Here is a 21,468-nt window from a genome sequence, read left to right as displayed (position 1 = left end):
GCCGAAGGGGTGATGTCCAGTGCCGTCACGTCCTCAGAGCCCGCAGCCGACGGGCGCTCCACGCTGGGTCGCGATGTTCTACGAGCCGTCCTCCGCGTCCTGGCGGATCGGCGCGGAGTCGCCGTACCAGGTCCCCGTGCAGTACGCCATGGGGGAGATGACCCAGACCCTGCGGGCCCGCGGCCAGGATCCGGTCGTCTCGCTGTGGGGCCCGAAGGACGGCGCCTGGCAGCGGATCGACGCGTCCGCCGCCGGGCGGGCCGCCCCCGCCCCCGTACCCGCACCCGAGCCGCGCTCCGGGACCGCCGCGCAGCCCTCGAAGCTCACCGAGCGCCTGACCGACCGCCGCCACCAGGTGCTCCTCGCCGCGTTGAACCGCGCCGGACTCCACGACCTCGCCCCGGACGACGAGACGGCCGTACGGGCCGTCGTGGACCGGCTCGACGAGACGACCGTCCGCACGGTCGCCGACTGGCTGACGCGCGCCGCCGAGTAGGCACCTCCGGTTCGGCGGCGGGTCCGACGGGCAGGGAAGGGACGTAGGTGTCGGTTCCGATCCGCCCGCCGGCCCGCGGGCCGAAGGCGTCTGGAGTGGGAATGAAGCTCTCCGTCGACCCCGAGCGCTGCTACGGCTCCGGCGACTGCGCGTACCGGGTCCCCTCCGTCTTCATGCTGGTGGACGGCTACGGCGCGATCGTCCCGGGGCGTGATGACGGAGGGGGCGAGCCCGAGGTCCACAAGGCCGTCGAGGGCTGCCCGTCCCAGGCCATCACGGTCACCGAACAGCGCCTCGGCCCGCCGGCCGGATGAGCCGTCGTCGCGGCACGGCCACGGAAGCCCTGATCACCCTCGGCAGCCGCTACGTACGGCACGCCCCCGGCACCCTCGGCAAGGCGGCCCTCGCCGCGCGCGTGCTGAACCCCTACCTGCGGGACCACCCGCGCCGACGGGTCGTCGAGACGCGCTCGGGCGCCCGTTTCGCGGTCGACACCGAGGACCTGATACAGCGCTACCTCTACCTCTTCGGCACCTGGGAACCCCATCTGACCGGCTGGCTGCGCGGTCGCCTCGGACCCGGTGACTGCTTCGTCGACGTCGGCGCCCACATCGGGGTCTTCAGCGTCCTGGCCGCACGGCTCGTCGGGGAGACGGGCCGGGTCGTGGCGGTCGAGGCGTCCCCCGTCTGCCACCGGCGCCTGGAGCGGCATGTGCGGCTCAACGGCTGCCGCACCGTCCGCGCCGTCAACGCCGCCGCCTCGGACCGCCGCGGGAAACTGAGCTTCACCCTGGCCGGCTCGCGCAACACGGGCGCGAACAGCGTCGTCCCCTACGACGGCCCCGCCGAGGCCGTCTTCGACGTCGACGCCGCTCCGCTTCCCGAACTGCTCGCGCCGGGCGAGCTGGAACGCGCCCGGGTGATCAAGATCGACGTCGAGGGGGCGGAGGGAGCCGTCGTGCGGGGCCTCGCGCCCCTGCTGGGCCGGCTGCGGCCCGATGCGGAGATCACGGTCGAGGTGACGCCCGCGCGGATGGCCGCGCTCGGGGACAGCGCCGAGGACTTGCTGGAGACCATGGCCCGAGCGGGCTTCCACGCCTACCGCCTGGCCAACGACTACGACCCCGCGAGCTATCCGCCCGCGCTCGTCGCTCCCCACCGGGTGCCCCTGCGGTGGCGGGCCCCGGTCACCGAGGAGAGCGACCTGGTCTTTTCGCGCACGGACGCCGAGGCGCTGCCCTGACATCCGCCGACATCCGACGGGCACTGAGTAGGGTGCGAAAACGGATGAAAGGGGTGCCCATCGTGGCCATCAGGACCGTCTACGCCGTGATTCCCGTCGCCGACTTCGCAGCGGCCCGCGCCTGGTACGAGCGGCTCTGGGGCCGCCCGGCGGACCGCGACCCCCTGAGCGGGCTGGCGGAATGGGAGGTCACCCGGGGCGGCGCCATCCAGCTGCTGCACGAGCCTGACCGCGCGGGCTCCGCCATGCTGACGCTGGCCGTCGAGGACGTCGCCGACGAGGTCCGGCTCGTCGCGGAGCGGGGCCTGGACCTCGGGGCGGTCCAGGAGACCTCCGACGCCCGCTATCGCGTCGCCGCGGCCAACGACCCGTCCGGAAACGTCGTCACCCTCGCCCAGGAGATCGGCGGCCCGTCCTGAACGGCCCGCCGGTGCCCGTCCGGGCGAGGGCCGGCGGCTACGCCACGCCGTTCGCCGGATACCTCCAGCCGAACTCCGCCAGTGCCAGCGCCCGTGCCTCCGCCACCGCCATCCGCGCCGCCCGCTCGCCGGGGTCGACGTGCGGGGCCTGGCCCGTCACCTGGCCCTCCCACTTCCGGTAGAGGAGCCCCACCTCCGCCGAGAACCACCCCCGGCTCACCGCGTTCAGTGCCAGCAGCAGTCCCGTGTCCTCGGACGCGGGCAGCGCCATCCAGCCGCCGAGCGCAACCAGCAGCTCCCGGCGCACGAAGAGGGACGCCGGGTGGACCGGCGCGCGGAAGCCGTTCGCCTTCCAGAAGCCGAGCACGTCGCCCCGCTCGATCGGCCCGCCCGGCGGATCGCCCGGGAAGCCGGCCGTCGAGCCGTCCGGCCACAGGTCCAGCACCCGCGACGTTGCCCACCCGATGCCCGGGTCGGCCTCCAGCACCGCCAGATCGCGGGCCAGCACACCCGGCGCCAGCTGGTCGTCGGCGTCCAGGACCTTCACGTACTCGCCGCTCGCCCGCGCCAGCGCGATCGTGCGCGCCACCCCGGGCCCGCCGCGCCGCCCTTGACGGAACGTCACCCGCTCGTCCTCGGGCACATACGGACGGACGTCCTGCGAACCGCCGTCCTCCTGGATCACCCAGCGCCACTCCCAGCCCTCCGGCAGCCGCTGCTCGCACAGCGACTTGTAGGCGTCGGGCAGGAAGCGGGCCGACGGCGGGTGGACGGCGGTGACGACGGCGACCTGCCCGGTCACGGCAGCGCTCACCACCTTTCCAGGGACGTCGTGAAGAGCAGCTCGGTGCGGTCGCCGGGCAGCGTGACGTCGGTGATGTCCACCACCCGGCCCTCGATGTCGTACGACCGCTTGTGCAGCAGGATCACCGAGGTCCCCGGCGGCAGGTCCAGCTCGGCGGCCTCCTCCGGGGTCGGCGGACGGGCCGTGAAGCGCTCCTCGATCCGGTCCACCTCGATGCCGACGGTGTGCAGTTGGTTCTGGGTGCCGCCGGGCCAGGGCTCGTTGCCCTCGTCCAGGAGGGCGGGGTTCGCGGCGATCACGTCACGGACCAGGTAGGACGTGACGAGGCTGAAGGGCGCGGTCTCCGCCGCGCACCTCGTGCGGTAGGTGCGTTCCAGCAGGACGGTCCGCTCGGGCACGCCGAACCCCTCCGCCAGCTCCGTGGACGCCTTGACCTCGCGATAGCGCGCCTGGAAGACCAGGTCCTCGAGACCGAGGCCGGTTTCACGTTCCGTCGCGCCGGTCGCCGCCCGCCGGTTCAGCGGTTGGCGGGCGCGGTCCTTCTCCCACTGGTGGCGCCGGTTGTCGCGGACCGCGAGCGTACGGGGGCGGCGGACGAAGTTGCCGAGGCCGTGCCGCTTGTCGATGAGACCTTCCTCGCTCAGCAGCCGCAGCGCGCTCTGGACCGTCGGCACACTGCGCCGGTACCGCTCGGCCAGTTCCGTCTCCGCCGGCAGCCGGTCGCCGGGCCTGCGTTCGCCCTCGCGGATGGACCGGCGGATGTCGTCCGCGATCACTTCGTACGCTTTCGGCATATGCGTCAGCGTAGGGCTCCTCATGAGGTCTTGCTGAGCTGGATCGGCCGTATGGCTCGGATGCGGGGGGAAACAGGGGAGCGGCATCGCCGAAACCGAGGTGGCCGTCACCGCAAGGCGCTCGGGCCGGCGTGCGGAATCCGGAACGCCGTGCGAGGTCACGCGGTGGCACCGGCGAACGAGAACGCCCGATCGCTGGCGACGGGGGATGCACCAGCGATCGGGCTGTGGCCAAGACTAACAAGGCGGATGGCGCCGCGGGACCCGACTGATGAGGTGCGGCGAGGCGCTGTGACGCGGATCACTCCGGGCAGGGCGGTTCGTAGGACAGCCGTGGCAGATATTCATGCCACTTCTCGGGCGTCAGCACCCCCCGTGTGGTGGAACAGATCTGCTTCACCGCGTCGTCCACGTTGAGGTCCCACAGCCTTACCGTCCCCGCGCCGCTCGACACGCCGAGCAGACGGCTGTTGGGGCTGAAGGAGAGGAAATTGCCGGTCTTGGCGTTGGGGCTCAGCGACTGCCCGATGGGCGTGGCGGTGGAGGGGCGGCCGACGTCCCAGAGGCGGACCGTGTCGTCGTTGCCGCCGCTGGCGAGCGTGCGCCCGTCCCGGCGGAACGTCAGCGACACGACCGCCTCGGTGTGCCCGCTGAGCGGGGACCCGAGCCGCTCGGCCCGCAGCGGGTCGCCGACCCCCCAGAGCCCGACCGTGTTGTCGTCGCTGCCGCTGGCCAGCGTCCGTCCGTCGGGGCTGTAGGCGAGCGTGTTGACGGGACCGAGATGGCCCCGCAACGCGGCACCGAGCGGGGTGGCGGGGCGGGTACCGGACACCTCCCAGAGGCGGACGGTGGTGTCGGCGCCGCCGCTGGCGAGGGTGCGGCCGTCGGGGCTGAAGGCGAGGGCGTTGACGTAGCCGGTGTGGCCGGTCAGCGGTTCGCCCAGGCGGCGGGGCCCGGACGGGTCGGCGATGTCCCAGAGCTGGATGGTGCGGTCGTCGTACGCGGTGGCGAGGGTGCGTCCGTCGGGGCTGTACGCCAGCGCCTCGGGCCCGGCGTAGCGGGTGCGCAGCCGCAGGGGCGGGCCGTGGGCGACCGGCCGGTCCGGGTCGGTGACGTTCCACAGCCGCACCGTGCGGCTGCCGGTCAGTACCGCGAGGGTGCGTCCGTCGGGGGCGAACACCGCCGTGCGGACGTCGCCCTCGACGGGCAGGAACGGCTTGCCCAGCAGCACCGGCCGCCGAGGCTCCCGGACGTCCCACAGTCGGATCCGCTGGTCGCGCGCCGCTGTGGCGAGCACCCGCCCGTCCGGGCGGAACACCCCGATCCGCCCGAGCATGTCCGAGGTCGGTATGGACCACAGACGGACCTTGTTGTCGCCGGTGCCGGTGGCGAGGGTGCGGCCGTCGGGACTGAAGCCGAGCGCGTACATCTCGCCGCTGCTGCCGGCGAGCGGCTCACCGACCTGCGACGGGAACGCCGGATTGCCGACGTCCCACAGGCTCGCCGTGCTGTCCGCGCTGGCGACGGCGAGCAACGAGCTGTCCGGGGTGAACGCCACCGACCACACGGGCCCGGTGTGCCCGGTGAGCGGCGCGCCGAGCGGCGCCGGGCCGTCCTCGCCGCCCACGTCCCACAGCTGGACGGTGTCGTCGGCGCTGCCGCTGGCGAGGGTGCGGCCGTCGGGGCTGAAGGCGACGGAGTGGACGAGGGCCCGGTGGCCGGTCAGCGGTGCGCCGAGAGGGTCGGGACGGCGCCGGTCGGTCATGTCCCAGAGCCGCACCGTGGTGTCGTCGCCGCCCGACGCCAGGGTCCGCCCGTCGGGGCTGAAGGCGACCGAACGGACGGCGGCGGTGTGGCCGGTGAGAGCGCCGAGCGGGCTCGGCCGGCCCGGGTCGGCCACGTTCCACAGCCGTACGGCCCGGTCCTCCGTCGCGGCGGCGAGGGTCCGGCCGTCCGGGCTGAAGGCGAGCAGGTAGATCGTGCCGTCGTGGCCGGTGAGGGGCGCGCCGAGCGGACGCGGGTGACGGGGGTCGCCGATGTCCCACAGCCGGACGGTGCCGTCGTCCGAGGCGCTGGCGAGGGTGCGGCCGTCCGGGCTGAAGACGGCGGTGCTCACCCAGCTCGAGTGCGCGGCCAGGGGCTTGCCGAGGGGGCGCGGGCGTTGTGGGTCCGCCACGTCCCACAGGCGCACCGTGCGGTCGTAGCTCGCGGTGGCCAGGAGCCCGCCATCGGGACTGAAGGTCGTCAGGTAGACGGCGCCGGTGTGGCCGAGCAGCGGGGTGGCCAGCGGCGCGTTGACGATCGACACCAGCCGGTTCGTGGTGCCCTCGTCGTCGGGGCGCAGCCGATGGGCGACCAGGTCGAGTTGGGCGGAGAGCGACGGGTCGGTGTACTGGACGCGGTCGGCCTCGGCGAGCACCTGCGCGAACACCGCGTCGTCCCGCTGCTGCCACGCCACCACGGCCGACCCGACGGCGAGCACCGCCAGCGCGACCAGCGCCGCCACCGCGCCCCGGCGCATCCACACCGTGCGCCGGCGCAGCCGGGTCGAGGCGGCCAGGAAGTCGACCGCGCTGCGGTTCAGTAGGGTGTCACCGGCGGACTGCGCCCAGGAGCAGGCGTGTTCCAGCCGCGAACCCCGGTACAGCAGGGCGGTGTCGCGGTGGCTCGCCTCCCAGGCCCGGCCGTCCTCCTCCAGGCGCTGGCGCAGCAGGTTGCCGCCCCGGTCCTCGTCGATCCAGTCGCGCAGCCGGGGCCAGGCGTGCAGCAGCGCCTCGTGGGTGATCTCCACGGTCTCCGCGTCCAGCGTCACCAGCCGGGCGCGGACCAGTTCCTCCAGTGACTCCTCCGTCTTGCCGGGGTCCGCGGACTCCTTCGCGAGCTGCCGTCGCGTGCCCCGCCGCCGGGTCGCCTGGGTGTCCTCGCCGAGCCGGACCAGCCGCAGCAGAAGCAGCCGCGCGGCCGTGCGCGCGGCCGGGTCGAGCCGTGACCAGGCCTGTTCGGCGGTCGCCGCCACCGCCCCCTGGATGCCGCCCGCCGCGCGGTACCCGGCCGGCGTCAGCCGGCCGCCCTTGCGCCGCTGCCAGGTGGCGAGCAGCGCGTGTGACAGCAGCGGCAGCGCGCCCGCGTCGTGCGCCCCGCGCGGCCCGTCGGAACTCACCTCGCGGACGATCAGCTCCGCGAGTCCGGGCTCCAGTTCCAGCCCCGCGGCCTTGGCGGGGCCGGTCACCGCCTCGCGCAACTCGGCGGCGGTGAGCGGCCCGAGCACCATGTGCCGGTGCTGCAGGGCGTCGGCCAGTTCGGGGTGGGACAGGCACTGCTCGTAGAAGTCGGCGCGGACGCCGAGGACGACGAGGACGGGGGCCGGTTCACCGGGCCCCGCGGAGGAGGCGGCGTGGTGCAGGAGCTGGATGAACGTGCGCCGGACGGTCTCGTCGGAGCAGAGGGTGAAGGTCTCCTCGAACTGGTCGACGATGACGACCGGCCGGGCACCGCCCGGCGCCCACGCGGCGACGGCCGCCCGCACGGCGTCCGGGAACCCGGGGGCACCGGGCTCCGCCGCCGAGACCACCGCCGCGAGTTCGGGTATACGGCGGGTCAGCTCCGCCAACGGGTCGGCCCCCGGCACCAGTTGGACCACCTCACGGCTCTCGCCGGCCCGAAGGGCGGGCACCAGCCCGGCGTTCAGCAGCGAGGACTTCCCCGCACCGGACGCGCCGACGAGCATGACGGGACCGCCGGTGCGCTCCGCGGCGCGCAGTTGGGCGGCCAGGGCGTCCGTGCTCCGCTCCCGCCCGAAGAACCACGGCGCGTCCTGCTGACGGTAGGAGGCCAGCCCCCGGTACGGGCACACCCCGCCCGGCACGTCGGGCGCGCCCTCCGCGGGCGTGCCGTCGTCCTCGTCCGGGCCCGGCACCCCGCCGGCCGCGCGCTCGGCGATCGGGTCGGCCATCGCGCGCTCCCAGAGGCGCTGCCACCGGCCCATGTCGTAGAGTCCGGCGGAGACCGGCACGGGCCGCTCCCGCCGGGCGTGCGGAATCAGCACCTGCAGCACGGCCGCGAGCGCGGCGAAGTGGGCCGGTACGTTCTTCGCGCGGCGCCAGTCGCTGATCCGCTGCGCGGAGACCCGTACGGCGCGCCCCCGTTCGTCGACCCGCTTCAGCCGGACGACGGCCTCGGACACGCTCTTCAGGGGAGGGTTGCCGGCCTCCTTGTAGAGCAGCGCGAGACGTTCCGCGAAGGCCGTGCGTGCCCCTGAGTCCGAGCCCAAGGTCCCCACCCCTTCCTTCCGCCTCTCTTGGCCATCCGGACCGGAAAACTCACCTTATACGGCTGACCTGCGCAGAAGCCGTCGTCCGGACACCGGAGCCTCCTCGACGGCGGCCCGGAATGGCAGGATCACGACCCAGCAGGGCACCACCCGCACGCCGCCCGGGCAGGTCACCAGCTCAGTGCTCGAAGAGGCACCTCACGCCGCCGTATGTTCTGGGACAACTTCCGTGATGTCCGCGGACGGCGGCGACGGTCCCGCCGTCCGAGCCTGAGTCCCACTGCGCGCGTCGTTCGGCACCGGTCTCCACGTGGGGAGGGACCGGTGCCGAACGACGTTGCTCAATGCCGCTCAAGATCATGCCCGGCTCCTACCCAAGCCGTGCGGCCCGTACGCGAGTGACGCGTACGGGCTCGTGCCTCCGTTCGAACGGGCGCTCAGCAGTGGGAGAGCGCCCAGTCGAGGGCGTAGTCGGCGATCTCCTGCCAGCCCTCCTGGGCGGGCATCAGATGGGAGCGGCCGGGGAACACCTTGACCTCGGTGGTGGTGTCCTCCCCCTTGTAGTGCTTGGCGTTGGACTTCTGGACCTTGGGCGGCATGAGGTGGTCGTACTCGCCGGCGAGGAACAGCAGCGGTGCCCGTTCGCCGTTGCGGAAGTTCACGTAGGTCTCGGAGCGGCCCGGGCGGAGGTTGGCCTCCGCGCTGCTCCACACGATGCTGCCCGGCGCGGGGATGTGGTACCGCTCGTAGGCGGCGCGGGCCTCGTTCTCGGAGAACGTGTTCGTGAAGGCGTACCGCCACTGGCCGAAGTCCAGTCCGACGGCGCGGTGCCGGTTGCCCGGCTTCTTCAGGACGGGGAACAGGGACCGGATCTGGGACAGCGGCACGACCGGCACGCCCTCGACGGGCGCGGAGTTCATCACCACTCCCGCCGCGCCGAGGCCGCGGTCCATGAGTATCTGGGTGAACACACCCCCGGCGGAGTGCCCCATGATGATCGGCGGCCGGTTCAGGCCCCGGATCAGTTTCTCCAGGCCGGACATGATCGCCGGAACGGTCACGGCCCGGATCGGGGCCGGGTCGGCGTTGAGGGCCTCGACCTCCACCTCGAATCCGGGGTACGACGGCGCGACGACCCGGAAGCCCCGGTCCTCGTAGTGGGCGATCCAGCTCTCCCAGGCCCGCGGCGTCACCCAGAAGCCGTGGACGAGGACGATGGTGTCGGGTTGCATGAGTGTGCTCCTTGGGGGGACGGGCCGAGGTGTGCGGGGGATTCACCGTCCGCGGCCGGGACGACGTGGTGCGATCACGTACGGGAGGAGTAGGGGGAGAGCAGCGGCCGTCCCGGAGCGCACCTTCGCCGGGACTCGTCGGAGGGATCCCTGGGCCGGGCGGTGAAGGCCGCTGTCCCGGTGTTCCGCTCCGACTCATGGACCGAGCAGAACGGAGGATGTGACACTCGCCGGGGAGAATTGCCTCGCGGGCACATGCGCGGAAGCCGTTCGCGGAGCCGTTCGCTGAAGCCGTCCGCGGAGCCGTTCGCGGAAGCCGCTTCTCGATCAGCTCGCGCGAAGCAGCACGCGCTCCGGCTGCTCCGCGACCGCCGGGGCGAGGTCCTGTTCGGCCCAGACGACCTTCCCGCCCGATATCGGGTGGGAGCCCCATGTGTGGGACAGCTGGGAGACCAGGAACAGGCCGCGGCCGTTCTCGTCGACGGTGCGCGCGCTGCGCATCCGCGGGGTGCCGGTGTCGGTGTCGGTCACTTCCACCGTCAGGGACTCGTGCTGGATCAGCCGTAGCTGGATCGTGCCGGTGCTGTGGCGCACGGCGTTGGTGACCAGTTCGCTGACGATCAGCCTCGTCGCGTCCTCGACGCATTCCAGCCCCCATGTGGTGAGCTGACGCGACGCCAGGTTCCGGGCGAGGCGGACGGCGGCCTGGTTACCGGGGAGCGTCCAGGAGGCGACCTGGTCCGGGCTCAGCGAGCGGGTGCGGACGAGCAGCAGGGTGACGTCGTCGCGCGCCGCCTGGTCCTCGAAGGGCTCCATCGCGCGGGTGCAGAGGTCGTCCAGGGACCGGTCCGGTTGCGCGAGGGCCGCGCCGAGGCGCTGCATCCCCTCGTCGATGTCGTGTTCGCGGGACTCGATCACGCCGTCCGTGTACAGGGCTATGAGGCTCCCCTCGGGCAGTTCCAGCTCCACGGTCTCGAAGGGGACTCCCAGCCCGGTGCCGAGCGGGGCTCCGGTGGGAAGGTCGGGGAAAGTGACGCCGCCCTGCGGGTCGACGATCGCGGGCGGGGGATGCCCGGCGCGTGCCATGGTGCACTGCCGGGTGACCGGGTCGTACACGGCGTACAGGCAGGTGGCGCCCACGACGGCGGGGGTGTGGTCGGGCGCCTCGGCGTCCTCCTCCGCCAGTCGCTGGACCGTGTCGTCGAGACGGGCCAGCAGGTCGCCCGGGGGCAGCCCGATGTCGGCGAGCGTGTGGACGGCGGTGCGGAGCCGGCCCATGGTCGCCGCCGCGTTGATGCCGTGTCCGGCCACGTCGCCGATGACGAGGCCCACCCGTGCGCCGGACAGCGGGATCACGTCGAACCAGTCGCCTCCGACGCCGTTGTCGAGTTCGGCGGGCTGGTAGCGCGAGACCGCCTCGACCGCCGAGCCTCCCCTGAGCCGGTGCGGGAGCAGGTTGCGCTGGAGCGCGAGTGCCGCGGTCTGCTTGCGTGTGTACTGGCGCGCGTTGTCCAACGACAGCGCGGCGCGGCCGACGAGTTCTTCCGCCAGCATCAGATCGATCTTCTGGAACGGCACCGGGTCCTTGGTGCGGACGAACAGCGCCACGCCCAGCAGAACCTGCCGCACGCGGATGGGCACCACCATCGCGGAATGCATGCCGTGCTCACGGATACGTTGCGTCAGCACGGAGTCCTGCTCGGTCCAGGTGCCTGGCGCGGTGTCCAGGATCGGCTCCAGGTACGGCTTCCCGGTGCGGAAGACCTCGGTGAAGGGCGAGATGGGCGGCAGGTCGACGTGCTCACCGCGGGCCCAGACCGATTCCGGGATGCCCTGACGGACCGAGGCCATGCCGACACGTCGGAAGACGGGAAGCCGGTCGTGCACCGAGCCGATACGGACCGGGGCCCCCTCGCCCACCAGGACCGAATGCTCCAGGTCCACGGCGACGAAGTCCGCGAACAACGGCACGGCCAGATCCGCCAGTTCCTGACTGGTCTGCTTCACGTCCAGGGTCCTGCCGAGACGCGCGCCGGCCTGGCTGAAGGTGAGGAGGCGCTCGCGCGCCAGCTGGCACTCGATGACGTCCACGCTGAGGGTGCACCCCCCCAGGGCCTCACCGTCGGCGCCCAGGAGGCAGGAGAACGACACCGCGAACGGGTGCTCCGGGCCGAGGCTCGTCGGCAGCCATGTCCGGTACTCGTGGACCTTGCTGGCGCCGTTCGCCAGCACCTGCCGCATCACCGCCTCGAACGCCTCGGCCTTGGCGCCGGGAAGCGCGTCGGTGAGCCGGTGCCCGAGCCGCTGCTCACGGGGGATGCCGTCGTGGCGCTCCATCGTGTCGTTCACCCAGACGCCCCGCATCTGCGGATCACGAATGACGACGCCGATCGGCGCCCGGGTCAGAAGTGATCCCCGCACCAGCCCGCTCATCGACTCCCCGGACAACGTCCCGGCGTCACTCATCGAAAGGAGCCACGCCGTTCCGTCCGGTCCCCGCAGCATCGAGGTCCGCAGACTGACGTCGAGCACCTGGCCGTCCCGGTGGCGCACCGAGGTCACCCCCGACCAGCCGGTCCGGGCACGGCTCTGCTCGATGAACGCGGACATCGTCGGTGAGCTGCCGAAGGACGGCAGTACGAATCCCGCGGACCGGCCGACGGCCTCCCGCGCGCAGTACCCGACGAGCCGCTCGGCGGCCCGCGTCCAGGCGATCACGATCCCCTGCTCGTCGAACAGCGCGACCGCGGACTCGGACACCTCGTACGTACTCATCTGCTTACCAATGGTCACCATGTCATTGGTGATGGCGGTCATAGGAATGCCGTCCTCGAATCGCCGGGCGTAGACGGCACGGGACTGAATATCCGAAAAATCCCATGCTTGGTGCTTTGACCGAATAGCCCGCCGTCTTGTGACAGCGCCACGGCTGCGCGACGCAATGTCCGGCCGCGACCACGGAGCGGGGTGGGGCGGGTCGGGGTGGTGGGATTTGAACCCACGATCATGAGCAAGCCTGCAAGCAGGTGGCAGGAGCTCGGGCTTCCCGCGAAGTTGTTCGCGGCTCAGCCGGTCAGAAGGCCAGCGGCCGGCATGTCAGGCTTCGGGTGCCGTGAGGTGTCGCCGAGCTTCGGCCCAGACCTCTTCGAAGTCAGCGAGGGTCAGCGGCTCCTCGACGTGCCCTTCCCCATCGTTGACAGGTGACTCCGCAGTGAAGCCGTAGCGGGTGTCGTCGTCTTCGGCCGACGCGGCCGCGATGGGGCGCAGCGCGGGTCCTTCGAGTTCGACCTGACGGTTCACCCATCCGTCGTCGCTGACCTCGAAGTAGAACCAGGTGTCCTCTTCGTCCCAGTAGCTGCGGAACCACCTCAATCAGCGCCGTATCGTGAGGAAGGAGTGGCGGCGTCGACCAAGACAAAGTCGACCAAGACAAAGGAGAGGTCGCGTGCTGGGAGCCGGCTCTTGGACGCGGCTCCCACATGGCTCCCAAGACGGGCCCACACAGCAAATCAGGCCCGATGCTGATCTCTCAGCATCGGACCTGACCTAGTACTTCACTGTCGGGGTGGCGGGATTTGAACCCACGACCTCTTCGTCCCGAACGAAGCGCGCTGCCAAGCTGCGCTACACCCCGATGTCGCTGCTGTCGCGGCGACGACGTTTACTTTAGCCCACGGGGGGCTGGAGACGAAATCCGGTTTTGCCGTGGTGGCGGACCGGGTTCGGGCGGGCGTGGTCGAGGGCGACCAGGAGGACGGCCAGGGCGTAGAGGGACAGGCCCAGGAGCAGGGCGTTGCCCAGGACGCTCTTGTAGCCGTGCTGGTCGACGTCGAGGAAGGGGTAGAGGTAGTGGCCCGGCGTGGCCGTGGGCAGGTACTCCCCCCGGAGGAGGGAAAAGGCCAGGTAGGCCATGGGGTACAGCAGCCAGCCGGCGGCCTGGCGGAGGTGCAGGCGGCCGGGGGGTGTGAGGAGCAGCCAGTCCAGGACGGCCGCGATCGGGACCGCCGTGTGGAGGACGTGATCGGCGATCGTCCGGAGCGGCGCGGGTGTCGTGCCTCCGGTCACCGTGCCGGTCATCGCGTAGGGGCCCGTCACCTTCGCCAGGAGCAGGTGGTGGACCAGCGCCGCGGCCACGACGTACAGGAGCGCCGCGCCCAGCAGTGACGGGGGCAGCGGGCGCCGGGCCGTCCATGCGCGGCGACCCGAGGCGACGAGGACCAGGGCCAGCAGGATGCTGCTCTGGATCGTGAAGTGGCTCAGCATGCGCAGGGGGTCGCCGAGGACCAGGAAGATCGTCACGCCGGCCGCCGCCGCCAGGGCGGTGAGGAGGCGGAAAGCGGCGGTCAGGGGGCGGCGTACGGGGGGCACCACCGCCGTGGCGGGGACCGGCGAGGGAAGCGGCGCGGGGATGCCGGGGATCGCGGGGAGGTCCGGGATGTCCCTGGGTATCGGGGCGGTCATGCCCTCACGCTAGGCATGTAGGGCAAATGGGGCATCATGGGTGGGCTGTGCGGGTTACGCCGAGGCCCTCCGGGGGCGTCGTCCTGCGCGGTCTCGCCGTCGTCCTGCCCGGTCTCGCCGCGACCCCGCGCGGTCTTGGCGCAGTCTGCCCGGTGTTGCCGCGGTCGGCCGCGGCCCTTCGCCCCGGCCCCGCCGCTGACCGGTTCGACCTGGTGTCGGTCGTGGGCCGCCGGTCTCTACTCCTGCCCTACCAGCGTCAGCAACGTGGCTTCCGGCGGGCATGCGAACCGCACCGGTGTGTACCGGTTCGCTCCGCATCCCGCCGACACGTGCATGTAGGACGTCCGGCCCTCCGAGCTGTGCGTCGACAGGCCCTTCACCCGTTCCGTGTCGAGGTCGCAGTTGGTGACGAGGGCGCCGTAGAAGGGGATGCACAGCTGGCCGCCGTGGGTGTGGCCGGCCAGGATCAGGGGGTAGCCGTCCGCCGTGAAGGAGTCCAGGCTGCGCAGGTAGGGCGCGTGCACCACGCCCATCGAGAAGTCCGCGTCGGCCGACGGACCGCCCGCGACCTGCGCATAGCGGTCCCGCTTGATGTGCGGATCGTCCACGCCGGTCATCTCCACCGAGGCGCCGTCGATCTTCAGCATGCCCCGGGTGTTGGTGAGGTTCAGCCAGCCCGCCGCGTCGAAGCCGTCCCGCAGGTCCTCCCACGGGTTGTGGACGACACCGACCGCCGGCGCGTTGCCGTTCAGGCCGTGCCGGCCCTGGGCCTTCTCGAACAGATAGCGGGCGGGGTTGCGCAGCTTGGGCCCGTAGTAGTCGTTGGAGCCGAAGACGTACGCGCCCGGGAACTCCATCAGGGGGCCCAGCGCGTCCAGCACCTCCGGCACGCCCTCCGGGTCGGAGAGGTTGTCGCCGGTGTTGATCACGAAGTCGGGGCGCAGGCCGGCCAGCGAGCGCAGCCAGCGCTGCTTCTTGCGCTGACCACTGACCATGTGGATGTCGGAGACATGCAGCACGCGCATCGGGTGCATGCCCGTCGGCAGCACGGGGACGGTCACCCGCCGCAGGCGGAACGAACGGGTCTCGAACCCGGCCGAGTAGACGAGACCGGCGGCCGCGACCGCCGTGATGCCGAGGGGTACTCCGTATCGCGCGCGCATACGCCCCATCGTGTCAGACCCCTTCGTGGCCCCGCGCCGACCGCCCCTTAAATCAACGGGCGTCCGGCTGTGCACACCTGCGACAATCGACGTCATGACCACGCTCAAGTCGAAGCTGCAGGAAGACCTCAACGCCGCCATCAAGAAGCGCGACGAGCTCCGCTCCTCGACGCTCCGGCTGACCCTCGCCGCGATCCAGAAGGAGGAGGTCGCGGGCAAGGAGAAGCGCGAGCTCTCCGACGACGAGGTCCAGAAGGTGATCACCAAGGAGGCGAAGAAGCGGCGCGAGGCCGCGGACGCCTTCGCCCAGGGTGGTCGCGCCGAGTCGGCCGAGCGCGAGAAGGCGGAGGGCGAGGTGCTCGCCACGTACCTGCCCCGGCCGATGTCCGACGACGAGCTGGAGGCGATCGTCGCCCAGGCCGTCGAGGAGGCCAAGGCGGCCGGCGCCGAGGGGCCGCGGGCCATGGGCGCGGTCATGAAGATCGTGAATCCGAAGGTCGCGGGCCAGGCGGAGGGCGGCCGCGTCGCGGCGGCGGTGAAGAAGCTCCTCGCGGGCTGAGCCGGACCTTCCGGCAGGGCGAGCTGAGCCCCGCCCTTCCCGTACGCCCGAGCCTCACCTTTCCCGTACGCCTGAGCCCACCCTTCCCGTACGCCGATGGGGGCGCCCCTCTCAAAGGGGCGCCCCCATCGGCGTACCACTGCTGTTGCCCACCGGCTGATCCCACCGGTCGATCCCCACCGGTCGTGGCCTACCGGCCGTTTCCCTCCTGCCGGTTGGCGCCGGGCTTCGTCGTCACGGCCCGTTGCCGCCGACTCCGCCGGTTCCGTTGCCGTTGGCTCCGCCGTTGTCGCCGCCCTGGATCCAGCCCTCGGGGATGGAGAACGACGGCTTCGGGTCCGGCCCCCCGTCGGCGCCTCCGTTGATCAGGCCCTCGATCAGGCCGCCCCGGTCGTCGCCGTTGTCGTTGTCGTTGTTGCCGTCGCCGCGGCCGCGCCCGCCGTCACCCTCGTCGCGATCGCGGTCCTTGTCGATGTCCGGGATGTCGACGTGGACGAAGGACGCCGCCTCCTTGCCGATGAGCGCGCCGGTCATGGCGTCACGCCAGATCGGGCCGGGGACCCGGCCGCCGTAGACCTTGTCGTGGTAGACGCCGCCGATGGTGATGTTCTCCATCTCGACCTGCTGGGTGGCGCTGCCGACCCAGACCGCGCCCGCGAGGTTGGGCGTGTAGCCGACGAACCAGGCGTTCCTGCGCTCGTCCGTCGTACCCGTCTTACCGGCGCTGTCGCGGTCGGTGAGGCCGGCCTCCTGGCCCGTACCGGAGTCGATCACGCCGCCGAGCAGTTCGTTGATGGTGTCGGCGGTGGTCTCGGACATGGCTCGCGTGCAGGTCGTCTTCGGGACCTTGAGCGACTTCTCCTCGTTGCCGATCTTCTGGCTGATCGACTCGATCGCGACCGGGGTGCAGTACGTACCGCGCGAGGCGAAGGCGGCGTACGCGCTCGCCATGGTCAGCGGGGAGATGCCCTTGGAGCCGAGGGCGATCGCGGGGACCTCGGGCAGCTTCTCGCCGTTGCCCTGCACGACGTGCAGGCTGTCGGTCAGCTTCACGACCGGGCACATGCCGATGTCCGAGATCATCTGCACGAAGTAGGTGTTGACCGACTTGGCCGTCGCCTCCTTCAGCCGGTACGGCCCGACCTCGGACTCGTCCTCGTTCTCGACGGTCGCCTTGTTCGGGCCGGTGTTCACCCAGGGCTTGCCGGAACACGTCTGGACGGGGCTCGGGTACTCCATGTCGTACGGCGACGAGTACTCCTGCGTGGCGGGCCGGCCCTGCTCCAGCGCGGCGGCCGCGACGAACGGCTTGAACGTCGAACCGGTCGGGAAGCCGTAGTTCGAGCCGCCCCAGGCGGAGTCGACGGAGTAGTTGTACTCCGTCTCGTTCTTGTTGTAGCCGTACGGCTTCGACTGGCCCATGCCGAGGATCTTGCCGGTGCCCGGTTCGACCAGGGTGGTCGCGGCGGCGATCTGGTCGTCCTTGTTGACGTGGTCGGCGAGCGAGTCCTGGACCGACTCCTGGGCCTGCGGGTCGAGGGTGGTCTTGATCGTCAGACCGCCCTGGTTCCAGAGCCTCGCCCGCTCCTCCTTGGTCTTGCCGAAGACCGGGTCGTTGAGGAAGACCTTCTCGACGTACTTGCAGAAGAAGCTGGCGCCCTTGACGGCGGTGATGCAGCCGTTCTGCGGCCGGCTGACCTCCAGCTTCAGCGGCACCTTCATGGCCTCGTCGGCGTCCGCCTGCGAGATGTCGCCGACGTCCGCCATGCGCTGGAGGACGATGTCGCGCCGCTTGGTGGCCTCCGCCTCGTCGTTGACCGGGTCGTACCGGCTGGGCGACTGGACGATGCCCGCGAGGAGCGCCGCCTCGGGGAGGGTGAGGTCCTTGGCGGACTTCGAGAAGTAGCGCTGGGAGGCGGCCTCGATGCCGTAGGCCTGCTGGCCGAAGAACGTGATGTTCAGGTAGTTCTCGAGGATCTTCTTCTTGCCGAGCTCCTCCTCGACCTGGATCGCGTACTTCAGTTCGCGGATCTTGCGGCCGAGGGTCTGCTGGGTGGCCTGCGCGACCTTCGTCGGGTCGTCGCCGGCCTCCTCCACGAAGACGTTCTTCACGTACTGCTGGGTGAGCGTGGACGCGCCCTCGGCGACGCCGCCGCTCTGCGCGTTGCGGTTCAGCGCGCGCAGGACGCCCTTGAGGTCGACCGCGCCGTGCTGGTAGAAGCGCGAGTCCTCGATCGCGACGATCGCCTTCTGCATGTACGGCGAGATGTCCTTCAGCTCGACCACCGTGCGGTCGCGCGAGTAGACCGTGGCGATGTCGTCGCCGCGCGAGTCGAGGATGGTGGTCCGCTGGCTGAGCGGCGGGGTCCGCATGTTCGCGGGGAGCTCGTCGAAGCTCTCCACCGACCCCTTCGCCGCGAGACCCAGCGCGCCGACGGCGGGCAGCGCGATGCCGGCCATGACGGCTCCCGCGAGCACACTGACACCGAGGAACTTGGCGGCCTGCTGCGTTGGCGACAGACCACCACCCGAGCGCTTCTTTGGCATGAGGGCAGCCTACGTTCTCATTCGCCGGACACGCGTATATGCCTTGGCCTAAGCTGCTCTCAACTGTCACAGCAGTAGGGCTACGTATCAATACGTCCGGCGACCCCGAATCGTTCCGGATCCCCTCGGCCTTTTTTGTCGAGGTGTGTTGGGGGCGTGCCCGAATCGACCTTGTGTGTCACTTGGCGTCCGTTGTGACGCAACTGAACCATCCCTGATTGCCGGGATTGTCGTGCATGTCGCAGGCTCACTCCCCCGGGTGATCTGCCGCCTACGCATAGTCCGTTCGGGCCATTCAAGATTGGGCCCGCTGGGGGTGTTGCGCCGTGCCTGCCTTCCGTAACGTCCTCAACTGGCGGCGGTGAATATGCCGCTGCCGCCGTGGGGGAGCCTCGATTCGGGAGAGGACGGCGCCGGTATGGGCTGGGTAACCGACTGGAGTGCGCAGGCGGCCTGCCGCACTACCGATCCGGATGAACTGTTCGTTCAGGGAGCAGCGCAGAACAGGGCCAAGGCGGTGTGCACCGGATGTCCGGTACGCACTGAATGTCTGGCCGATGCGCTGGACAACCGCGTCGAGTTCGGCGTGTGGGGAGGAATGACCGAGCGGGAGCGCCGCGCACTGCTGCGCAGGCGACCGACCGTCACCTCCTGGCGCCGGCTCCTGGAGACCGCGCGGACGGAGTACGAACGGGGTGCCGGCCTGGTACCCCTCGACGACGACGAGGTGTACGAGAACTTCGCGGCGGTGGGCTGAGCGCCAGCGGGCTCATCGGTCACTGGGCTGAGCGCGACCCGGTTCAACGGTCACGGAGCCGAGCGCCAGCGGGCTCATCGGTCATGCGGCTGAGCGCGAGCGGGTTCAAGGTGACCGGGCTCAAGGGTCGCGGAGCCGAGCACGACGAGGCTCACGCGACTGGGCTGCCGAGTGACGCTGAGGACTGCGGCCATCCCCTGACCGCGGGCATCTCCTGTGGGGTGCCCCTTGTGGGGAGTCCGCCCTCAGACGTCATCGACGGGCAGCTCCGGCCGGTGCGCCGCGAGCCGTTCGCCGATGTTCCGCAGTCCCGTGAGGTCGTGCACATCGCCCGGCAGCGCGGCCACTTCGACCACCGCCACCTCGGGGTGCAGCGAGGTGAAGCGGTCACGGGTGCGCTGCTCTCGTGCGATGAGTTGCATACGTTCCGCGTGCAGCCGCAGGAGGCCTGCCGCGAGCTGGTCGACGGGGCGCTGCGAGGTCTGCTCGTCCGCGACGACGGGGGAGTCGTCCTCGTCGGGGGCGGTGGGGGAGCCCTCGGTGCGAGCCGGTGCCTCGGAAGCGGGTGAATCTGAACTGCCGTACATGTCGGGAGAGTTACGAAGTCCAGCTTTCCCGTCCGCCTGATCCACAATGCGGGGCTCTTCAAGATTTTCCGCGGCGGCGAGCGCCCGCTCGGCCGACAGCCGGTCGGCGCCGCTGCCGTGGACCCGGTTGAGCACCAGCCCGGCCAGCGGCATGTCCTCGGCGGCCAGTCGCTGCACGAAGTACGCGGCCTCCCGGAGCGCGTCCCGCTCCGGGGCCGCGACGACCAGGAATGCCGTACCGGGAGCCTGGAGCAGCTTGTACGTCGCGTCCGCGCGGGTGCGGAACCCGCCGAACGTGGTGTCCATCGCGGACACGAACGTCTGGACGTCCTTCAGCAGCTGACCGCCGAGGAGCTTGCCCAGCGTGCCGGTCATCATCGACATCCCGACGTTCAGGAACTTCATCCCCGCCCGGCCGCCCAGCTTCGCCGGGGCAGTGAGCAGCCGGATCAGCCGCCCGTCGAGGAACGACCCGAGCCGCTTGGGCGCGTCCAGGAAGTCCAGCGCGGACCGCGAGGGCGGGGTGTCGACGACGATCAGGTCCCACTCGTCGCGGGCGCGCAGCTGGCCCAGCTTCTCCATCGCCATGTACTCCTGCGTGCCGGCGAAGCCGGCGGACAGCGACTGGTAGAAGGGGTTGCCCAGGATGACCGCGGCCCGCTCGGGGTCCGCGTGCGCCTCGACGATCTCGTCGAAGGTGCGCTTCATGTCGAGCATCATCGCGTGCAGCTCGCCGCCCGCCCGTCGCCCACCACCACCCTCGACCGCATCGCCGCGCGATGCCCCTGAGCGGTCCTCGACGCCCTTCACCCGGCGCGGGGTGTTGTCCAGCGAGTCGATGCCCATGGACTGCGCCAGCCGCCGCGCCGGGTCGATGGTGAGCACGACGACCTTGCGGCCGCGCTCGGCGGCCCGCAGGCCGAGCGCCGCGGCCGTGGTGGTCTTGCCGACCCCGCCCGACCCGCAGCACACCACGATGCGGGTCTTCGGATCGTCCAGCAGCGGATCGACGTCGAGTACGCGCGCCGGCGGGAGCCGGTGGTGGTGCGCCGATGTGGGGTCGGGACTCATGAGATCCCCTGCTTCCGCAGCTCGGTGGCCAGTTCGTACAGGCCCGCCAGGTCCATGCCCTCGGCGAGCAGCGGCAGTTCGTGCAGCGGCAGGCCCAGCTCGGCCAGGACGGCGCGCTGTTCGTGCTCGAGCAGATACCGCTCGCCGTACTCCTGCGCCTGCGCCACCAGCGGGTCCACCAGCTTCTCGGCGTTCTGTCCGCGGCGCGCCCCGCCGAGCCCGGCCGCCGACAGCGACCGCGCGAGAGCGCCGCGCGGCATCGTCGTCACGAGGTCCAGGTCGGCCGCGTCCAGGATCTCGGGCCGCACCATGTTCACGATCACCCGGCCGACCGGCAGGTTCGCCGCCCGCAGCTCGGCGATGCCGTCCGCGGTCTCCTGGACGGGCATCTCCTCCAGGAGGGTCACCAGGTGGACGGCGGTCTCCTGGGACTTCAGCACCCGCATCACGGCCTGCGCCTGATTGTGTATCGGGCCGATCTTGGCGAGACCGGCGACCTCGTCGTTGACGTTCAGGAAGCGGGTGATCCGGCCCGTGGGCGGGGCGTCCATCACCACGTAGTCGTAGACGAACCGTCCTGCCCGGTCCTTGCGCCGGACCGCCTCGCACGCCTTGCCGGTCAGGAGCACGTCCCGCAGGCCGGGCGCGATGGTGGTGGCGAAGTCGATCGCGCCGAGCTTCTTCAGGGCCCGTCCGGCGCTGCCCAGTTTGTAGAACATCTGGAGGTAGTCCAGAAGGGCCAGTTCGGGGTCTATGGCGAGGGCGAACACCTCGCCGCCGCCCGGGGCGACGGCGATCTTCCGCTCCTCGTAGGGGAGCGCCTCCGTTTCGAAGAGCTGTGCGATGCCCTGTCGGCCCTCGACCTCGACGAGAAGCGTCCGCTTCCCCTCGGTGGCCAGAGCCAACGCTAGGGCGGCGGCGACCGTCGTCTTACCGGTCCCGCCCTTGCCGCTGACGACCTGGAGCCTGCTCACGTCTTCGAGCGTAACCAGTTCGCGCGGAAAGCAATCTGCACCCTGTGGACAACGCTCGCCCCGGTGGGCCGCGAAGGCCGCCGCCGCCAG

At 71.3% G+C, this 21,468-nt stretch carries 17 protein-coding genes and 1 tRNA gene; 6 read left to right on the top strand and 12 right to left on the bottom strand.

Annotated elements, in window-relative coordinates; genetic code table 11:
- Positions 1-73 precede the first annotated feature (73 nt).
- The 4 genes from ACWCPM_RS02280 (at position 74) to ACWCPM_RS02265 (ending at position 2,158) form a co-directional block, all read left to right on the top strand.
- Positions 74-496 carry a hypothetical protein gene (locus ACWCPM_RS02280; RefSeq protein ID WP_450974231.1) on the top strand — a complete coding sequence of 141 codons (423 nt, stop codon included), beginning with the start codon at positions 74-76 and terminating at the stop codon, positions 494-496.
- 101 nt (positions 497-597) lie between these two features.
- Positions 598-810: a ferredoxin gene (locus tag ACWCPM_RS02275; RefSeq protein WP_450974230.1), complete on the top strand. Its 213-nt coding sequence runs from the start codon at positions 598-600 to the stop codon at positions 808-810.
- Positions 807-1,739, top strand: coding sequence for an FkbM family methyltransferase (locus tag ACWCPM_RS02270; protein ID WP_450974229.1), 933 nt, complete (start codon positions 807-809; stop codon positions 1,737-1,739). Before ACWCPM_RS02275 ends, ACWCPM_RS02270 begins: the two co-directional genes overlap by 4 nt.
- Before the next feature lie 62 nt (positions 1,740-1,801).
- Positions 1,802-2,158, top strand: coding sequence for a VOC family protein (locus tag ACWCPM_RS02265; protein ID WP_450974228.1), 357 nt, complete (start codon positions 1,802-1,804; stop codon positions 2,156-2,158).
- 37 nt (positions 2,159-2,195) lie between these two features.
- Here ACWCPM_RS02265 and ACWCPM_RS02260 read toward each other — a convergent pair whose 3' ends face one another.
- From ACWCPM_RS02260 to ACWCPM_RS02220, 9 genes are all read right to left on the bottom strand, one after another.
- On the bottom strand, positions 2,196-2,972 hold the full coding sequence (locus ACWCPM_RS02260) for a glycosyltransferase family 2 protein (RefSeq protein ID WP_450974227.1): 777 nt from the start codon (positions 2,970-2,972) through the stop codon (positions 2,196-2,198).
- The gene (locus ACWCPM_RS02255; protein ID WP_450974226.1) at positions 2,969-3,757 is read right to left on the bottom strand and encodes a GntR family transcriptional regulator; all 789 of its coding nucleotides are present in this window, start codon (positions 3,755-3,757) and stop codon (positions 2,969-2,971) included. The genes ACWCPM_RS02260 and ACWCPM_RS02255 overlap by 4 nt, the downstream gene beginning before the upstream one ends.
- Positions 3,758-4,058: 301 nt before the next feature.
- Entirely contained in the window at positions 4,059-8,036 is a 3,978-nt protein-coding gene (locus ACWCPM_RS02250) for an NACHT and WD repeat domain-containing protein (protein ID WP_450974225.1), read from the bottom strand.
- Between the two features lie 428 nt (positions 8,037-8,464).
- Positions 8,465-9,259 carry an alpha/beta hydrolase gene (locus ACWCPM_RS02245; RefSeq protein WP_450974224.1) on the bottom strand — a complete coding sequence of 265 codons (795 nt, stop codon included), beginning with the start codon at positions 9,257-9,259 and terminating at the stop codon, positions 8,465-8,467.
- 327 nt (positions 9,260-9,586) lie between these two features.
- A complete protein-coding gene (locus ACWCPM_RS02240) occupies positions 9,587-12,034 on the bottom strand; it encodes a SpoIIE family protein phosphatase (protein WP_450974223.1) in 2,448 nt (815 codons plus the stop codon).
- A 321-nt stretch (positions 12,035-12,355) separates the two neighbouring features.
- On the bottom strand, positions 12,356-12,631 hold the full coding sequence (locus tag ACWCPM_RS02235; protein WP_450974222.1) for a hypothetical protein: 276 nt from the start codon (positions 12,629-12,631) through the stop codon (positions 12,356-12,358).
- Between the two features lie 188 nt (positions 12,632-12,819).
- Positions 12,820-12,893, bottom strand: a tRNA-Pro gene (locus ACWCPM_RS02230).
- A gap of 32 nt (positions 12,894-12,925) precedes the next feature.
- The gene (locus tag ACWCPM_RS02225) at positions 12,926-13,720 is read right to left on the bottom strand and encodes a Pr6Pr family membrane protein (protein WP_450974221.1); all 795 of its coding nucleotides are present in this window, start codon (positions 13,718-13,720) and stop codon (positions 12,926-12,928) included.
- Positions 13,721-13,956: 236 nt separating this feature from the next.
- Positions 13,957-14,883 carry a metallophosphoesterase gene (locus ACWCPM_RS02220; RefSeq protein WP_450974220.1) on the bottom strand — a complete coding sequence of 309 codons (927 nt, stop codon included), beginning with the start codon at positions 14,881-14,883 and terminating at the stop codon, positions 13,957-13,959.
- Between the two features lie 94 nt (positions 14,884-14,977).
- On the opposite strand from ACWCPM_RS02220, the gene ACWCPM_RS02215 reads away from it, so the two are divergent.
- Positions 14,978-15,442, top strand: coding sequence for a GatB/YqeY domain-containing protein (locus ACWCPM_RS02215; RefSeq protein ID WP_450974219.1), 465 nt, complete (start codon positions 14,978-14,980; stop codon positions 15,440-15,442).
- A 234-nt stretch (positions 15,443-15,676) separates the two neighbouring features.
- Here the strand turns inward: ACWCPM_RS02215 and ACWCPM_RS02210 are convergent, their stop codons facing one another.
- Entirely contained in the window at positions 15,677-17,989 is a 2,313-nt protein-coding gene (locus tag ACWCPM_RS02210; RefSeq protein ID WP_450974218.1) for a transglycosylase domain-containing protein, read from the bottom strand.
- Positions 17,990-18,407: 418 nt separating this feature from the next.
- Here ACWCPM_RS02210 and wblA point away from each other — a divergent pair, with 418 nt between their 5' ends.
- Positions 18,408-18,746, top strand: coding sequence for a transcriptional regulator WblA (gene wblA / locus ACWCPM_RS02205; RefSeq protein WP_391014411.1), 339 nt, complete (start codon positions 18,408-18,410; stop codon positions 18,744-18,746).
- Between the two features lie 245 nt (positions 18,747-18,991).
- Here the strand turns inward: wblA and ACWCPM_RS02200 are convergent, their stop codons facing one another.
- On the bottom strand, positions 18,992-20,404 hold the full coding sequence (locus tag ACWCPM_RS02200) for an ArsA family ATPase (RefSeq protein ID WP_450974217.1): 1,413 nt from the start codon (positions 20,402-20,404) through the stop codon (positions 18,992-18,994).
- Positions 20,401-21,378, bottom strand: a complete 978-nt coding sequence (locus tag ACWCPM_RS02195; RefSeq protein WP_450974216.1) for an ArsA family ATPase — start codon at positions 21,376-21,378, stop codon at positions 20,401-20,403. Before ACWCPM_RS02195 ends, ACWCPM_RS02200 begins: the two co-directional genes overlap by 4 nt.
- Between the last annotated feature and the right edge of the window lie 90 nt (positions 21,379-21,468).

The organism is Streptomyces sp. NPDC002309, assembly GCF_053593375.1.
The sequence above is the reverse complement of the archived record's forward strand: the minus strand, read 5'-3'. Positions and strand labels throughout refer to the sequence as shown.

Bases quoted from the DNA above. Each gene is read 5' to 3' on its own strand.
- ACWCPM_RS02280 (WP_450974231.1), top strand. From the start codon at position 74: ATGTTCTACGAGCCGTCCTCCGCGTCCTGGCGGATCGGCGCGGAGTCG.
- ACWCPM_RS02275 (WP_450974230.1), top strand. From the start codon at position 598: ATGAAGCTCTCCGTCGACCCCGAGCGCTGCTACGGCTCCGGCGACTGC.
- ACWCPM_RS02270 (WP_450974229.1), top strand. From the start codon at position 807: ATGAGCCGTCGTCGCGGCACGGCCACGGAAGCCCTGATCACCCTCGGC.
- ACWCPM_RS02255 (WP_450974226.1), bottom strand. From the start codon at position 3,757: ATGCCGAAAGCGTACGAAGTGATCGCGGACGACATCCGCCGGTCCATC.
- ACWCPM_RS02245 (WP_450974224.1), bottom strand. From the start codon at position 9,259: ATGCAACCCGACACCATCGTCCTCGTCCACGGCTTCTGGGTGACGCCG.
- ACWCPM_RS02240 (WP_450974223.1), bottom strand. From the start codon at position 12,034: ATGAGTACGTACGAGGTGTCCGAGTCCGCGGTCGCGCTGTTCGACGAG.
- ACWCPM_RS02225 (WP_450974221.1), bottom strand. From the start codon at position 13,720: ATGACCGCCCCGATACCCAGGGACATCCCGGACCTCCCCGCGATCCCC.
- ACWCPM_RS02220 (WP_450974220.1), bottom strand. From the start codon at position 14,883: ATGCGCGCGCGATACGGAGTACCCCTCGGCATCACGGCGGTCGCGGCC.
- ACWCPM_RS02215 (WP_450974219.1), top strand. From the start codon at position 14,978: ATGACCACGCTCAAGTCGAAGCTGCAGGAAGACCTCAACGCCGCCATC.
- ACWCPM_RS02210 (WP_450974218.1), bottom strand. From the start codon at position 17,989: ATGCCAAAGAAGCGCTCGGGTGGTGGTCTGTCGCCAACGCAGCAGGCC.
- wblA (WP_391014411.1), top strand. From the start codon at position 18,408: ATGGGCTGGGTAACCGACTGGAGTGCGCAGGCGGCCTGCCGCACTACC.
- ACWCPM_RS02200 (WP_450974217.1), bottom strand. From the start codon at position 20,404: ATGAGTCCCGACCCCACATCGGCGCACCACCACCGGCTCCCGCCGGCG.